Consider the following 15,317-nt stretch of genomic DNA (forward strand, 5'->3'; position numbering starts at 1 on the left):
GCCGCCGCGCTCGACCGCCAGATCGACCAGCACCGAGCCGGGCTTCATCGACTTCACCATCTCGGCGCTGACCAGCTTCGGCGCCGGACGGCCCGGGATCAGCGCCGTGGTGATGACGATGTCCTGCTTCTTGATGTGCTCGGCGGTGAGCGCGGCCTGCTTGGCCTGATACTCTTTCGACATTTCCTTGGCGTAGCCGCCGGCGGTCTGCGCGTTCTTGAACTCTTCGTCCTCGACCGCGAGGAACTTGGCGCCGAGGCTTTCGACCTGCTCCTTGGTGGCCGGACGCACGTCGGTGGCGGTGACCACCGCACCCAGACGGCGCGCAGTCGCAATGGCCTGCAGGCCGGCAACGCCGACGCCCATCACGAACACCTTTGCCGCCGGTACGGTGCCGGCCGCGGTCATCATCATCGGGAAGGCGCGGCCGAAGGCTTCGGCGGCTTCGATCACCGCGCGGTAACCCGCGAGGTTGGCCTGCGACGACAGCACGTCCATCACCTGCGCGCGGGTGATGCGCGGCATCAGCTCCATCGCGAACGCGGCAACACCGGCATCGGCCAGCGCCTTCAGCGCCGCCTCGTTGCCGTAAGGGTCCATGATCGCGATGACCAGTGCGCCCTTCTTGTATTTGGTAACTTCAGAGGCTTCCGGGCGCTTCACCTTGATGACGATATCGGCATCCTTCACCGCCTCAGTGCTGACCACAGCACCCGCGGCGTTATAGTCCGCATCCAAAAGACCGGACTTGATGCCCGCACCCGGCTCGATCGCGACATCGATCCCCAGCGCCTTGAACTTCTTCACCGTGTCGGGCGTCGCCGCAACCCGCGGCTCCGCCGCATCCACTTCCCTGGCTATCGCAATTTTCATGACGCCTCCCGCAGCCGTATCATTCCCGTATCCATTTGCCGATTGATGCTCCTGCCGCGAATCTTGAATTGTTCACTGCGGTCTCGACATCGACTCTTGATAGCGCCGGATCGAGAGTTCATCCGCCACCACCTCCGGCCTCAATCCCGCGATCTGATCCGACACCACCCGCGCAGCGCCACAGGCCATCGTCCAGCCAAGAGTGCCGTGGCCCGTGTTCAGATAGAGGTTATCGAAACGTGCCGGCCCTATAATCGGCGGACCGTCCGGCGTCATCGGCCTCAAGCCGCTCCAGAATGTCGAGAGCGACATGTCTCCGCCTTTCGGAAACAGATCAGTCAGGGAACGATCAAGCGGCGCGCGCCGATCCGGCACAAGCTTCACTTTATAACTCCCCACTTCGGCTGTGCCGCCGACACGAATGCGGTCCCCGAGTCGTGTGATCGCAACCTTGTAGGTTTCATCCATGACCGTCGATTGCGGCGCCGACGCCTCATCCACAATCGGCACAGTGATCGAATAACCCTTGACCGGATAGACGGGAATATCGATGCCCAGCGGCCGCAGCAGCAACGGCGAGAAACTACCGAGCGCCATCACGTATTTGTCGGCTGAAAACACGCCCTTGTCCGTCGTGATCTGGGCAACGCCCCCACCGGCAACATCGATCGCCTTGATTGTCGTGTCATAAACGAAGCGCACGCCAAGACCCGCTGCAACCTTTTCGAGACGTTCCGTAAACATCTGGCAATCGCCGGTCTCATCGTCAGGAAGACGTAGTCCACCAACGAAAGAGCCTCGTACCGCGGCCAGTCCAGGTTCGGCGCGCACGCATCCGTCCCGATCCAGCACTTCGAAGGGTACATTATACTGACGTAATACCTCCACATCGCCGCCGATGCCGTCGAGCTGCGACTGCTTGCGAAATAGCTGTAATGTACCCTGGCTGCGTTCGTCATAACTAATGCCGATATCGGCGCGCAGCGCACGCAAACAGTCGCGGCTGTATTCAGCGATACCGACCATTCGCGCCTTGTTGACGGCATACCGCGCGGCCGTGCAGTTGCGCAGCATCTGGACGAGCCAGCGCCACATCGCAGGATCAGCCTGCGGCCGCACCACGAGCGGGCCATATTGATCGAGCATCCAGCGCACCGCCTTGGCCGGAACACCGGGACCAGCCCATGGAGACGCATATCCGGGCGACACTTCACCGGCATTGGCAAAACTGGTTTCGCGGCCGGGACCGGGCTGACGGTCGATCACCGTCACCTCTAAGCCTGCCTTGGCAAGATAATAGGACGTCGTCACACCGATGACGCCGGCCCCCATAACCAGAACTTTCATGACTGCAACTCTCCGACGAGTTCGGCCCGCGACAAGTCGGCAGCGCCTAGATAATTCCGTTCATAGCGATGGCCCAGCCCGGTCAGGACTTCGTAGCCGATGGTACCCATCGCTCCGGCCAGGTCGTCGACCGACTGATGATCGCCGATTACCTCTATGTGCGAGCCGACGCCGAGGCGATCAGGCGGGAGTTCGCTGACATCGACCGTGATGCTGTCCATTGACACGCGCCCTGCTATCGGCAGCGAGCAGCCTTCGAAATAGACCGCACCCCCTTTGCCGAGCGCGCGATGCAGACCATCCCCATAACCGATGGAGAGGGTAGCCAGCCGCGACGGCCCACTCGGGCGAAAATCCCAGCCATAGCCGACGTGATCACCTTTGTCGGCTTCCCGGACCTGAATGACTCCCGCCGAAAGCCGAACCGCCGCGCGCATTGGATTCGCCCGCGCGGGAATCGGGTTGATGCCGTAAAGCGCCGCCCCCGGCCGCACGATGTCATGGTGGAAATCCTTGCCGAGGAAGATTCCCGACGAGTTCGCGAGCGATCGCGGCAAGCCCGGGAAATGCTCGGCGAGTCGCCGGAATTTCGCGAGTTGCATCGCATTGGCCGTGTGAGACGGAACGTCCGCGCAAGCGAGATGACTCATGACGAATCGAACATCGACACCGGCAAGCTGCGAGCCGCCCTTAACCCAGGCCGCGATTTCCCGCTGTGACATGCCAAGCCGATTCATCCCGCCGTCGACCTGAACAACGGCGGGGAGTCTCTTGCCAAGAATAGCGGCGTGCATCGACCACGCGTGGCACTGGTCAAGAGAGTTGAGAACCGGGACCAGTCCCGCGTCAGCACAGTCGGCTTCGCCGCCGTTCGGCAGACCGTTCAGAATGTAGATCGAGGATGCAGACAACTGCGGCTGCAGGAGGAGCCCTTCATCAAGGTGCGCGACGAAGAAGTCTCGGCAACCCTCGGCGTGTAGCGCCGGAGCGACGTATTGCGCGCCGAGTCCGTAGGCATCGGCCTTTACCACCGCCCCACACCGGACACGGGCACCGAGCTTGCCCCGGAGAAAGCGGTAGTTCCAGCGCACCGCTTCGAGATCAATTGTCAGCAGTGCGCCAGCATGCAGACCGCCGCTCTTTATCACCGACCTAGCCACACCCGAATCCAACCCCGCTTAAGGCACCCTTAACGGCAGGATGCCAGCAAACCGGAAGAGATTTTCGGCGAATTACCACTGAGAACGACGGTGCAACGCCACAAAGCAGCAGACTCTTGTGATTTTTTGACGTATTTCTGCGCCAAAAGCTGGAGCACGCCTAATGACGACAGAAATCGATGCTATCGACCGAAAGATCATGCGCGAACTCGTGCAGGATGCCCGGATCAGCCAGGTGATCCTTTCCGAGCGTGTCGGACTGTCACCGACGGCCTGCGCGAGGCGGCTTCAACTGCTGGAAAAAGCCGGCGTCATTCGCGGCTACTCAGCAGACATCGATGCGACAGGGCTCGGCTTCCTGATGACCGTGCTCGTACATATCACTCTTGATCGCCAGAACGAGGACGCGCTCGCCGCGTTCGAAAAGGAAATCAAAAAATGCCCCGACGTGGTGTCTTGTTATCTGATGTCTGGAAACGATGACTACCTCGTGCAAGTGCAGGCGCGCGACATGGAAGACTACGAACGCATCCACAAGCAGCACCTGTCGCGGATGCCAGGCGTCGCGCGGTTGCATTCCAGTTTCGCCATGCGCAGCGTAGTCAAGCGCAGTATCTCTCCCGCGGCGCTTAGCGGCTGATAAAGCCCCTCCTTTCGGGCCGGGCTCGTCGGCAATGCATCAAGGTGTGGCAGCGTCGAACTCCGTAAAGCCGCCTCCCGGCTGGTTGCTGCAGACGATGAAGCGTCCAAAGGACAAGCCCGAACCAGTCCGGGACACGATCGGCCGCACGGGAAAATGGGCCAGCCGCTACGATACTATTTGGCTATGAGACCGAGGATAAGCGGTTCGTCATTTAGGAATCCGAGGACTTCGATATGCCGGGCGTGGCCGCAATCCTCAGCCTCGCCGCATCGATTTCTCTGGCAATCTCAATTTTCAGGTGATCTCCCGCGGCTAATGCGCAAGGTGCCCGGGATCATCTATCTGGAAGATAGCTTCCACTTCAACGGCTGCGTTTAACGGCAGGGAACTGCATCCGACGGCGGCGCGGACGTGCTTGCCACGATCGCCCAAAGCAAAAATCAGAAGGTCGCTTGCTCCATTCAAAACGCTTGCGTGCTCCCTGAAGCTGCTTCTGCTTTGTACGAAGCCACCAAGTCTTACGCACCGTAAACCTTCCAGCGATCCCAAGTACGCCTTTAGCTGCCCAAAAATATTCAGCAAACACAACTCGGCAGCCTTCCTCGCGTCTTCAGTCCCGAGATTCCATTCCACAACCCCTTGGAAGGCCAACTTCCCATCCCTCATCGGAAGCTGACCGGAGACATAAATCAGATTTCCAACCTGAAGCACTGGAACGTAGCTGGCCGAACTCGGCGCCGGCGCCGGAATTTCAAGGCCGCGATCGCACAATCTTGCTTCCACTGTATTCATAGAAAGTCTTCCTCGTTCTTCAATCGTATCTCGCAGTGCCTTCGCCGGATGCCAACGCACACCTTCCGTGCAGATATCAAACTAGTTCAAGATCATGTGTCCGCTTCGGTAGAGGACATAAGCCGCCACCGCAAAGATCACGCAGGCGAAGATGCGCTTGAGAGCGTCCTTGCCGCGCGACAAACGATTCGCCAGCGCCACGCCGAAAAATCCCCCCACGATTCCACCGGCGACAAACTGGGCGGCAACGAGCCAATCGACCAGACCGGAGAGCGCATAGTTGATCGCGGTCGCAAGGCCGAAGCATCCGACCGCGAGAAGCGAAGAGCCCACCGCGTTGATCATCGGCATGCGGGTCGCGAGCAACAGGCCAGGCACGATCAGGAAACCACCGCCGATTCCAAAGAAGCCGGAAGCCACACCGGTGAGAAATGCAATACCGGCGGTCAGCAGACAGGTCTTGAGATCGGCATCCCGCTCCGGAGCCGCAGTCTCGCTGCGCGGCCTCAGCATCATGGCCCCGACAGCGAGCATCACCAGTCCGAACAGGAACAGAAGTCTGTTGCCGTCGATCAGCTTGCCCGCGCTCGACCCAACGAATGCACCGAGAGTACCAATCACTGCGAAGACGGCGGCACAGCGCCAGCGTACAACACCTGTCCGCGCATAACTCGCCAGATTGATGAAAGCCGTCACTGAGACCGCCAACGCCCCGGTACCGATTGCGATATGTGGCTGTGCTACGCCGACGACATAGAGTAAAAGCGGGGTCGCCAGGATGGAGCCGCCACCGCCGATCAAGCCAAGCGAGAAGCCCACCAAGGCTCCCGCGCCAATCGCTGCGCTCAGAATCGCACTCACGATCGTGCCGCCTTGGCGTCACCGCATCGAATACTTGCTATTACAGTCAGGCGATTCTTGGCCGAGCTGCCTGCCATACAAGCGGTCTTCATTTGCCCGCCACGCATAGCTTATTGGATTCGTCGCCTCGCCCGACAGCTACAATCAGCCCCATACCGCACCCGGAAATGCGTCGAGCGGAAACTTGAGATAACGTCGGCCATTCTCTTCAGGCGGAGGCAGTCGGCCGCCGTTCACGTTTACCTGCAGTGCATGCAGGATCAGCTTCGGCATCGGCAACGTCTTGTCGCGCGCTTCGCGCAGGGTCACGAAGTCAGCTTCGCTCTTTCCGGCCACATGCGGATTCATCAATCTCTGCTCGTTGACGGTACTTTCCCAGAGTGGCTCGCGTCCACCCGGCTGATAGTCGTGCCCGGTGAAGACGCGTGTCTCATTCGGCAGGGCAAGGATGCCCTGGATCGAAGCCCACAGCATCTTTGCGCTGCCGCCCGGAAAGTCTGCGCGCGCAGTGCCGCTGTCTGGCATGAACAGTGTGTCGTGGACGAATGCCGCATCACCGATCACATAGGTCACGGAGGCGAGCGTGTGTCCGGGCGAAAAGAGCACGTGCGCATCTATCGTCCCGACCTTGAAGCGGTCGTTGTGAGCGAACAAACGGTCCCATTGCGACCCATCGGTCGCCTGCGTGGGTGAATTGTAGATATCCTTCCAGAGCTGCTGCACATCGACGACATGCTCACCAATCGCGGTGGGGGCTCCAGTCTTGTTCTTCAGATAGTGGGCCGCGGAAAAATGATCGGCATGCGGATGCGTGTCGAGGATGTATGCAATCTTCAGGTTGTTCTCAGCCACATAGGACAAGATCGCATCGGCGTTACCCGTACGGGTTGAGCCGGATTTCTCGTCGAAGTCGAGCACGGGATCAATGATCACACAGTCCCGCGTTTCGGGATCGAAGGCGACATACTGGATGCTCCACGTGCGCGGATCGAAGAACCCCTTGACCTCGGGCCTCTTGGAACTGGAGACGATCATGGTGACTCCTTGAATTTCTCTAAATGGCGACGGCCATTACGCAGCAGTGTCGGAATATGCGAGTGGCGGCGGCGCATCGCTAAACCGCTTTCGACATCAACTGACCCTGAGAATTTCGCGGGTAAAAAATCGCCCGACTCGGATCGACCATGTATTGATCCGAGTAAGTGGCAGCGTCCTGCGCAAGTTGTGCAACAGAGTCTAGGATGTACTGCACCTTGTCATCAGAGAGCAGGACACTGAAGTTCAGGCGAGTAAATCCCGGCTTTCGAATTTCATCCCCTTCGGCAATCGCAAGCCGCAACGCACTCGACTGCGCATCGTCAATCTTCAGCAGGCGGTGAACGTATGGACCTGCACACGCGCATCCGCCGCGAGCCTGGATGCCGAACCGGTCGCTGAGCATGCGGGTAACGAGCTGCTGATGAATGTAGCCGCCCTTCCCGTCCCTGATCCGGAACGAGAAGATTGGCAGGCTCTGCGCCTGCAAATTTCCGAGAAGCTCAATACGCTCGATTTTACTCCATGCAGACAGTGCCCGGGCACGCAGCGCGGCATTGCGCAGGGACATCGTTTCCTGACCAATCGCTTCCTTCACAAGGAAGGCTAGAGCCGCGCGAATGTCTCCGACAACATTTGGCGTACCGCTCTCCTCTCGGACCTCAAGGCTTTCGCTATAGTCGTGCTCCGTCGGCGTCACGAATTTCACCGTACCGCCTCCTGGCCACGTGGGAATCGTCGTGACAACGGCATCTCGACGAACAATTAGGATGCCTGACGCGGCAGGACCGCCGATGAACTTATGCGGCGAGACGACCACTGCATCGATCTGAACACCCCTGGCCGGCTCCATGGCAATCGGCAGATAGGGTCCTGCACCGGCGTAATCCCAGATGATTTTCGCCCCCGCAGCCTTCGCCCTTTCGGTGATCTCGGCCACATTCGAAACAATTCCGGTAACGTTGGAAGCTGCAGAAAACGCACATATCATCGGCCGCCCGCCCGCGCCGGCCAAGGCTGCATCGAGTTGCAAAAGATCAGGGCCGCCAGTTGCGATTTCTTCGATCTCAACGATCTCGGCGCCGCTTTCCCGCCAAGGCAAGATGTTTGAATGGTGCTCGTAGGGGCCGATGATCACCCGTGGAACGATACCGTCGCGCAAACTCGCGTTCACGCCAAACAGGTTCACGAGGCGATTCAAACCTGCAGTTGCACCCGAGCCCGTAAAAATGACATCATAGCGTTCGTCCGCTCCACAGCACTGAGCGATCACATCGCGCGCTGCGCGCCGGAATCCTGTCATCGTCCCACCGCAGTACGAGGCCTCGGTATGACTGTTGGCGTAGTACGGCAGTATGTTCTCGAGGATGAAGCGCTCAACCACCGATAACGCCCGGCCAGATGCAACATAGTCCGCGTAGATCAGCGCCTTGGCTCCGAACGGTCCAACGACCTCGGCATCGTTGCCGATCAAATCCGCGCCGAGACGCTCGAGGCGGTCATCGCGCACGAGGTCATTCTTGAATTTAGCTAACAAATCGGCTGCTCGCAGAGAATGCTGGCTTACGATGTTCATAACAAGTTATCTCCGCAGTATTTCGCGTGTTGTAGGTAGAGAGGCAGGAAATCGGATTTCCTGTCGGGTAAGTGAGGGGGGGCGCCGCAAGCTGGCGCCAGCCTTCACTGCTTTTCGGTTGATGGCGCTCCCGGCATCTCCGGCTTTTGCGAGTCGCGAGATTCAGATGAGGAACATCAGCGGAACGGCGACGCCCTTCAGGCACCATCGCGGCGATTGCTTCGAGTCGCCGCATCGGAAACGAGAGGCCCGAACTCCACCAGCCCAGCGAGCGACACTTCGCAGTTTCGAGCTAACGAACCGGTCAACAGCCCCCAGCCGGTCGGCGAGGCACCGGATCGAACAGCCCGACGCCTCGCCCATCATCTATGTCTTCACAGTAATCATTGACTGCTCCATGTCGGCCACCGGCCACCATTTGTCTGCATCGATATTCTCCGCATTGCTTTGCATGATTGCCTAGTCCAGCGTCCGCGAAGATGCCGCAGGCACGACGGCCACATCGTCATTGCGGATACGCTTCACGATCTCGCTGACACCCATGACGACCAGCGGGACGAGCAGCGCGATGTAAGCGTTATCGATGCCGTATGGATTGCCCATCATGAACCAAACGATCGTGGCGACGAGGGACGCCAGAATGCTTAGGAACGCTCCGCGCTTGGTGCCAAACCAGGGCGCGAAGAAAACAAACAGAACCAGGACCGACAGCGATGCTCGGAGCGCCTTGCCCAGAAAGGTCATCGACAGGATGTTCGGAGTGTAGATCGCGAGAACAATCGGAAGCAGACCCATTACGACTGTCGCGACGCGAATGAACATCAAGGAGCCCTTTTCAGTGCGGGCCTTGCCGCCAAAGCCGACATAGAAATCTTTGTAGAGCAACGTCGCGGTCGCAACCGCGAATGCGGCGATCGAACCAAAGAGTGACGCTGCAAGGCCGGCGCAGACGATACCCGCCATCACTCCATCCATCTGCCCGATCAGCGCAGCAAATGCATTGATCGATTTGATATTGGGGAACAACGCAAGCGAGCACATACCAACGAGGGCTGTGATAATGCCGAACGGGACCAGAAAGAGCGCCGTGGAGAAGCTTGCGATCTTTGCGCTCTTCGCATCATCCACCGTGTTGATGGCCTGAATCACATACTGCGTGGAGAACGTCGCACCCATGCCGGCGATGAACCAGGCGAAGATCTGCCCCCAGCCCACGTGGGTCCACGAGAACATTTCCGCAGGAATCCGCGCCTGCAACTCATGGAATCCACCGAGCTTGGTGATGCCGAAGTACAGAGCGGTCAGGATGCCTAGGTATTTGATGACCGAGTGAACGACGTTGGTGTAAACTACCGACTTCATGCCACCCATGAACACATAGAGCACGGACACCACACCGCAGACGACAATCGCGGATGTGCGATCAACACCAAGCAGAATGCTCAGGATCGTGCCGCCGCCGGCATAGATCGCGACAGCGACGATCTCCAGCGCGAAGATCATCACCAGCGATGTGGCAAGTCTCGTTTTGCGGCCATAAACATCGTTGAGAATCGCCGAGATCGTGTTGTGGCCGGACTCCTTGTACTTCCCGGCGAGAAAGAGGCCGTAGAAGATAAAGCCCGCCGCCAGCGCCAGAATATTCCAGGAAGCGGAAATGCCGACCTTGTATGCCTCCTGCGCGGTGCCCACGCTCGCAGACGTCCCGATGAATTCGGACATCAGCATCATGCCGACCAGAATCGCCGGCACACCGGTGCGACCGGTCGTTCCCGACGTGAAGGTGTTTGCCGACTTGACCGACCGTTGAAGGACGCCTGTGACGAGCGCCAAACCGACGATGTAGACCGCAACAATTGCTATTGCGACGTAGTTTGCGTGCATTTCTTGTACCCCTCCCAAAAGTGGCTTTGCATCCCCGTACATTGCAGAGACATCATAGACATGTTCATAATCGCAATTTTGACTCAATAAACTATCGAGTCAACATGTTTTAACTTATTACGAGGGATTATTTGGCGACCACGCCTATGGGTGGTTTTCTGCAAGATTGCAGCGAAGTCCGAAGCATCACTGCAGCGATACGAAAAACATAAATTAAAACAATTACTTCCTATCACGCTTGTCTATTCGTAAGACGATCAGAAGGAGCACATTTGTGCTTGGTTCGTCGCCTTTCCCGCAGGTCTGATAGCCCGCTAGAACATATCACGAGAGCCAACGGTCTTTCGCTGGCCCGCCCTCAAGACTTCGGTCGTTACGCATCGAGCGTGAGGCGCCCTAGCGCCCTGCCGCGTAGGCTTGCATTCCTCTCGGGTTTGCTGCGGCTCGGAGCCAGCCGTTCGAACGAGAGGCCGCGGTCAAACGGCCTTCCGACCAGTCCTCGCCAACCTCGACGATGTGACCCCGCGCGCGCAGGTCCTTGATCGCGGCGTCGGAAACACGCCCTTCAAGCACGAGCACTCCGGGGCGCGCGAGGCGCGGCCAGAACGAGGCCGGGAAATGCTCGGTGTGCCAGGCGGGAGCGTCGATCGCCTGCTGCAGATTGTGCCCTGCATGAATATGGCGAAGCAAGAATTGCGTCGCCCACTGATCCTGCTGATCGCCACCCGGCGTTCCCCAAGCGAGGTAGGGTTCGCCGCCGCGCAGAGCAAGCGTCGGCGACAATGTCGAGCGCGGCCGCTTGCCGGGTTGCAGCGAAGCTGGATGCTCTTCATCCAGCCAGAACATCTGTGCACGCGTTCCAAGGCAGAAGCCGAGGCTTGGAATAATCGGCGACGATTGCAGCCATCCACCCGATGGCGTCATCGAAATCATGTTGCCATGCTTGTCGATGATGTCGAGATGCACAGTGTCGCCGCGCTCGGCGCGAAGCCGGCCGACCGTAGGCTCGCCCGTCCCGATGGCAGATACCGACTCACGCAAACCACCCTCGCGCATCCCCACTGCCTTGCCGTATCCGGGAATCGTGCCGGGCAGCAACTCCATCGATGCCCGCTCGGTGATGAGCTTTCGGCGCTCTGCGTTGTAAGCCTCGGACAGCAATTTCTCGACTGGCACGTCGCTGAAGTTAGGATCGCCGTAAAAAACGTCCCGATCTGCGAAGGCAAGCTTGGTGCATTCCACCTGCAGATGGATAAATTCGGGGCCGCACGGATCTAGCTTATCGAGATCGAAACCCTTCAGCAGCGCTAATTGCTGGAGCAGGACCAATCCCTGCGTCCAGGGGCCTGGCTTGCAGACAGTATAGTCGCCATAGTTGTAGCTGATGGGCGCTTCGATCGTCGCGCGCCAGTTCGCCATGTCGCTGCCGGTGAGCAGGCCGTGGCGTGCAACGCCGGTCGCATCCATGACAGCGTTGTTCTTGCAAAAGTCATCGATCGCTTCGGCGATGAAACCTTGCGACCACACCTGGCGGGCACGTTCAATCTGGGCTTCCCGGTCGCCGCCGACAGCCTTCGCTTCAGCAAGGATGCGTGAATAAGTATCCGCCAGCTTTTCATTGCGGAAAATCGTTCCCGTCTTGGGAACAGCGCCATGCGGCAGATAGATCGCGGCGGACGAGCGCCAGTGTTCGCGAAACAGCTTTTCGACGGTCGAAATCGTATCGCAGATTCGCTGGACCAGAGGGTAACCGTTGCGGGCATATCCAATCCCCGGTGCGAGCACATCTTCAACCGACATCGTGCCGTAGTCTCTGAGCAGCAGCATGTAAGCGTCAAAGGCGCCGGGCACACAGGCTGCAAGCAACCCGGAACCCGGCACAAGGTCGAGTCCCATGTCACGAAAACGCGCGATGGTCGCTGCACCGGGAGCCGGCCCCTGCCCGCAGATCACCTCCGGCTTTCCGCGCCGTACGTCGTAGACCATGATCGGGACGTCACCGCCCGGGCCGTTGAGATGCGGCTCAACGACCTGAAGAGCAAAAGCCGTTGCCACGCCTGCGTCGAAGGCATTGCCTCCGCGTTCAAGGATGCCCATGCCGACAGCTGTCGCGATCCAGTGTGTCGATGCCACGACGCCAAACGAGCCGGTGATTTCCGGCCGCGTCGTGAAGATCTCGTCCTGGTCGTTCGCCATGATACTGGTATCCCTTACCTTGCTATTTCAGCCGCAAGTCCTGCAAACGGCGGTGACCGCCGTATGCACCGAAAGTCACTTTGCATCGGCTGGCGGCGCTTGCGACAAATCGCGGGCGCGCTGCGCAAGTGCGGCGCGATCGACCTTGTTGGTCGATGCAAGTGGAAATTCGTCCAGAAACCAGATCGAACGCGGGTGCTGATAGGCTGCCCCGCGCTCCAGTGCGAACGCTTTCAATCCGCTCGCATCGATGGTCGCGCTGGGAGCGAGCCGAACAAAAGCAACCGGCTTTTGGCCCTTGATCGGATCGTCGATCGGAACAACGCAAGTCTGGATAACGTCCGGATGGGTCTCCAGCATGCGTTCGACTTCACCTGGAAAGATGTTTTCGCCGCCGCTCACGAACATGTCGTCGGCTCGGCCAACGAAGTAATAGAAGCCGTCGGCGTCGCGGCTGAAAACATCTCCCGTGACGTAGTAGCCATCGGCTGTGAACGGGCGCGGAAGATCGGCACGATTATGATATCCGCTCATCATCGCAGGCGATCGGAGTTGCAGCACACCTTCGCTTGTCTCGGCACCGGTATCATCAACAAGCCGTAAGTCGACCTGGGGGTGCTTGTAACCGAGAGACAGGTTTGGCGTCGGCTTGCCTTCGGGATGTGGCGCGAAGACAATCGGGCTCCCCTCTGTCGTTCCGTACGCATTCAGGATTTTGGCTTTCGGGAAAGTCCGTTTAATCTCGTCAAGCAGGGTGGCACTCGCCGGCGCAGAGCCCATCCTCAGGTTCTGCACGGACGAAAGGTCGGCGCTTGCCATTGCCTCCTTGTCGTCGAGCATCATGGCAATCATCGGCGGCACCGAGGTCAGCCATGTGCAGCGGAAACGACCAATTGCTTCGATGTACGGCTTCACCTTGAACTGCGGCATGAGGACCATGCTGGCATGCCCAGCGAGCACCAGATGCGACAGCGCAAGCGCGTTCATGTGGTAAAGCGGCGCGGCGATCAGCATGTGCTGGTTTTCGATGCCTTGCGGGCCAAGCCGCATCTCAACCACCCAGCGCTGGGCGGCATGCGAGAGCACCACGCCTTTCGGCCTTCCGGTCGATCCAGACGTATAGAGAAACGTCGCAGCTTCGCCATCTTGCGGCTCAACCGCTTCAAAGGCTCCGGGCTCAACAAAAGAGCCGAACTCCTTCGCATCATCGAGCCTGATCGCGTCCACATCATCAGAAACGACAGAGCGGCGCTCCGCATCGCAGAACACCAGACGCGTCCCGCAATCCTTGATGATGTATTCGACGAGATGGCGCGGCAGCCGGAAATTGATCGGGACGGACACCAGGCCGGCGCGCATGATGCCAAGATGAACCGCCAGATAGTCAGAGTTATTCGCAGAAAGAATGGCAACGCGATCGCCTCGTACGAAGCCGCGATTGACCAGCGCTCGCGCTACTCCATTGGCGAGCGCATCGAGTGCGCCATACGTCACTTCCCGGCTGCGCTCACCGTCGAAATCTATGACTGCGATCTTATCCTGCGGACGCGCGGGATCGATCAAGGTTCCCAGGTTACGTGATGAGATCATGCCAGGCTCACATTAGGTTCGAGAAACTCAAGCATCACACCGAAGCATTCAGCGGCTGGGACGATCAGGCGATGATGGTCCGGTTCGATCAGCTTTCCAGTCCACCGCAAATCAAGACTCGCCTTGAGCGAATCCAGCGAGCGGACACTGATGCTCATTCCAACAACACGTGGGAACGCTCCTTCCAGGCGAAGGCTATCACCATAGAGAGCCGTGAGTTGCTGCTTTGAGCTGAAATCAATTCGGGTTCCGCCAACGTCGACGCGGTTGCCCGCGCCGGGCCTTGCTCCGACGGCCCGAGCGAGACGGTCAGACTGCACATCCGGATCGTCTGCAGCGACCATCAACCGCTTCAGGGAAATCGCGGTGTTCGGGTGCTGCATGAATGCATCATGCCAGACCAGGTCCGGTGTCAGATGTTCGCAGAAATAGAGACGGGACGCCGGAAAAAATCCGGGATCCATGTGAACTGTGCGGAATCGCGCCTCGGTCTCAACGCCGTCAACCGTGACGGGTCGGCTGAAAGTTTTCGGCTCCAGCACAGGCAATTGCTGCGATCGCAGCCGAGCCTGCGTGACGTCGACGTCGTCGCTGCCGTACACCAGGCCATTCAGGCCGACAGGCCAGTCGAGAAGTTCTTTGCGAGGATTCGGGTTCGACGGATCCAGCCCGATTAGTTCGAGATAATTCGTATCAAACATGATCAAGTGGTTCATCGAACCAAGACTGTGATAACCGCGCGGCGCGATCTGGAAGCCAAGCGAGTTGAACAACTCTTCGCCGGCATCGAGATCGTAGTGAAGATTAAGAACCGCGTGATCGAACATTCCCTCGCGTTTCAGGACGGCGGAATCCGCCGTCCTGAAACCATTGGCGCCTTCGGGGGCCACCGGGGTTACCCCGCTCAGGCCTTGGGGGGAGCGGTGAGATAAACTCCCCGACCGCTGGCGAGAAGGGCACCGTCCTTGTCGTAAACGCTGGCTTCCGCGACCGAAAACTGGCCGCCCCGCTTCACGATGCGGCCCTTTGCAGTCAGGTCGCCGGGCATTGCCGCCCGGTGATAGTCGACACGCATGTCGATGGTCGGGACACCGCGACCGGTGTGGGCAACCAAAGCCCAATCGGCCGTGAGATCGACCAAGGCCGCAAGGATGCCGCCATGGGTATAGCGGCGATCCGGGTTAACCACCCACTCTTCGCGCCAGGTGGCGGTCAACTCGATGCCCTCTTCGTCCACCTTCTGGACGCGCAGGCCAAGCCATTGATGGAAAGGTCCGCGCGTCAACATGGCCTCGACGGCCGCAGGAGTAAGCTTCTCGGTCATTATCGATCCCTCGCTATGGTTGTTTGACGGAATGCC

13 protein-coding genes are annotated in these 15,317 nt (G+C 59.2%); 1 reads left to right on the forward strand and 12 read right to left on the reverse strand.

What is annotated here, in order from left to right; translation table 11 throughout:
- The 3 genes from BN32_RS20670 to alr all read right to left on the reverse strand — a co-directional run.
- Positions 1-873, reverse strand: an 873-nt coding sequence (locus tag BN32_RS20670; RefSeq protein ID WP_040427124.1) for an NAD(P) transhydrogenase subunit alpha, incomplete at its 3' end; no start/stop codon positions are given.
- Positions 874-945: 72 nt separating this feature from the next.
- On the reverse strand, positions 946-2,220 hold the full coding sequence (locus tag BN32_RS20675) for a D-amino acid dehydrogenase (protein ID WP_040427126.1): 1,275 nt from the start codon (positions 2,218-2,220) through the stop codon (positions 946-948).
- A complete protein-coding gene (alr, locus tag BN32_RS20680; RefSeq protein ID WP_244438223.1) occupies positions 2,217-3,380 on the reverse strand; it encodes an alanine racemase in 1,164 nt (387 codons plus the stop codon). Before alr ends, BN32_RS20675 begins: the two co-directional genes overlap by 4 nt.
- A 163-nt stretch (positions 3,381-3,543) precedes the next feature.
- Here alr and BN32_RS20685 point away from each other — a divergent pair, with 163 nt between their 5' ends.
- The gene (locus tag BN32_RS20685) at positions 3,544-4,020 is read left to right on the forward strand and encodes an Lrp/AsnC family transcriptional regulator (protein WP_019196099.1); all 477 of its coding nucleotides are present in this window, start codon (positions 3,544-3,546) and stop codon (positions 4,018-4,020) included.
- 315 nt (positions 4,021-4,335) lie between these two features.
- On the opposite strand, the gene BN32_RS20690 is transcribed toward BN32_RS20685, so the two are convergent.
- The 9 genes from BN32_RS20690 to BN32_RS20730 form a co-directional block, all read right to left on the reverse strand.
- Positions 4,336-4,815, reverse strand: a complete 480-nt coding sequence (locus tag BN32_RS20690; protein WP_040427128.1) for a RidA family protein — start codon at positions 4,813-4,815, stop codon at positions 4,336-4,338.
- Between the two features lie 81 nt (positions 4,816-4,896).
- Complete coding sequence (locus tag BN32_RS20695) at positions 4,897-5,676, reverse strand: sulfite exporter TauE/SafE family protein (RefSeq protein WP_019196097.1); 780 nt, start codon at positions 5,674-5,676, stop codon at positions 4,897-4,899.
- A gap of 144 nt (positions 5,677-5,820) precedes the next feature.
- A complete protein-coding gene (locus BN32_RS20700) occupies positions 5,821-6,711 on the reverse strand; it encodes an MBL fold metallo-hydrolase (RefSeq protein ID WP_019196096.1) in 891 nt (296 codons plus the stop codon).
- A 79-nt stretch (positions 6,712-6,790) separates the two neighbouring features.
- Positions 6,791-8,287 (reverse strand): aminotransferase class V-fold PLP-dependent enzyme, encoded by a 1,497-nt coding sequence (locus BN32_RS20705; protein WP_019196095.1) that lies wholly within the window; start codon positions 8,285-8,287, stop codon positions 6,791-6,793.
- Between the two features lie 459 nt (positions 8,288-8,746).
- Positions 8,747-10,171: a sodium:solute symporter family protein gene (locus BN32_RS20710; RefSeq protein ID WP_019196094.1), complete on the reverse strand. Its 1,425-nt coding sequence runs from the start codon at positions 10,169-10,171 to the stop codon at positions 8,747-8,749.
- Positions 10,172-10,567: 396 nt separating this feature from the next.
- The gene (locus BN32_RS20715; RefSeq protein WP_019196093.1) at positions 10,568-12,367 is read right to left on the reverse strand and encodes a gamma-glutamyltransferase family protein; all 1,800 of its coding nucleotides are present in this window, start codon (positions 12,365-12,367) and stop codon (positions 10,568-10,570) included.
- Positions 12,368-12,442: 75 nt separating this feature from the next.
- The gene (locus tag BN32_RS20720; protein WP_019196092.1) at positions 12,443-13,957 is read right to left on the reverse strand and encodes a class I adenylate-forming enzyme family protein; all 1,515 of its coding nucleotides are present in this window, start codon (positions 13,955-13,957) and stop codon (positions 12,443-12,445) included.
- A complete protein-coding gene (locus BN32_RS20725; protein WP_040427130.1) occupies positions 13,954-14,847 on the reverse strand; it encodes a VOC family protein in 894 nt (297 codons plus the stop codon). Before BN32_RS20725 ends, BN32_RS20720 begins: the two co-directional genes overlap by 4 nt.
- A gap of 14 nt (positions 14,848-14,861) precedes the next feature.
- Positions 14,862-15,281, reverse strand: a complete 420-nt coding sequence (locus BN32_RS20730) for a PaaI family thioesterase (RefSeq protein ID WP_019196090.1) — start codon at positions 15,279-15,281, stop codon at positions 14,862-14,864.
- Positions 15,282-15,317: the final 36 nt, after the last annotated feature.

This window comes from Afipia birgiae 34632 (assembly GCF_000308295.2).
Taxonomy (GTDB): Bacteria; Pseudomonadota; Alphaproteobacteria; order Rhizobiales; family Xanthobacteraceae; genus Afipia; species Afipia birgiae.

Coding starts and splice junctions, on each gene's coding strand:
- BN32_RS20720 (WP_019196092.1), bottom strand. CDS start 13,957: ATGATCTCATCACGTAACCTGGGAACCTTGATCGATCCCGCGCGTCCG.
- BN32_RS20700 (WP_019196096.1), bottom strand. CDS start 6,711: ATGATCGTCTCCAGTTCCAAGAGGCCCGAGGTCAAGGGGTTCTTCGAT.
- BN32_RS20710 (WP_019196094.1), bottom strand. CDS start 10,171: ATGCACGCAAACTACGTCGCAATAGCAATTGTTGCGGTCTACATCGTC.
- BN32_RS20705 (WP_019196095.1), bottom strand. CDS start 8,287: ATGAACATCGTAAGCCAGCATTCTCTGCGAGCAGCCGATTTGTTAGCT.
- BN32_RS20685 (WP_019196099.1), top strand. CDS start 3,544: ATGACGACAGAAATCGATGCTATCGACCGAAAGATCATGCGCGAACTC.
- BN32_RS20675 (WP_040427126.1), bottom strand. CDS start 2,220: ATGAAAGTTCTGGTTATGGGGGCCGGCGTCATCGGTGTGACGACGTCC.
- BN32_RS20715 (WP_019196093.1), bottom strand. CDS start 12,367: ATGGCGAACGACCAGGACGAGATCTTCACGACGCGGCCGGAAATCACC.
- BN32_RS20730 (WP_019196090.1), bottom strand. CDS start 15,281: ATGACCGAGAAGCTTACTCCTGCGGCCGTCGAGGCCATGTTGACGCGC.
- BN32_RS20690 (WP_040427128.1), bottom strand. CDS start 4,815: ATGAATACAGTGGAAGCAAGATTGTGCGATCGCGGCCTTGAAATTCCG.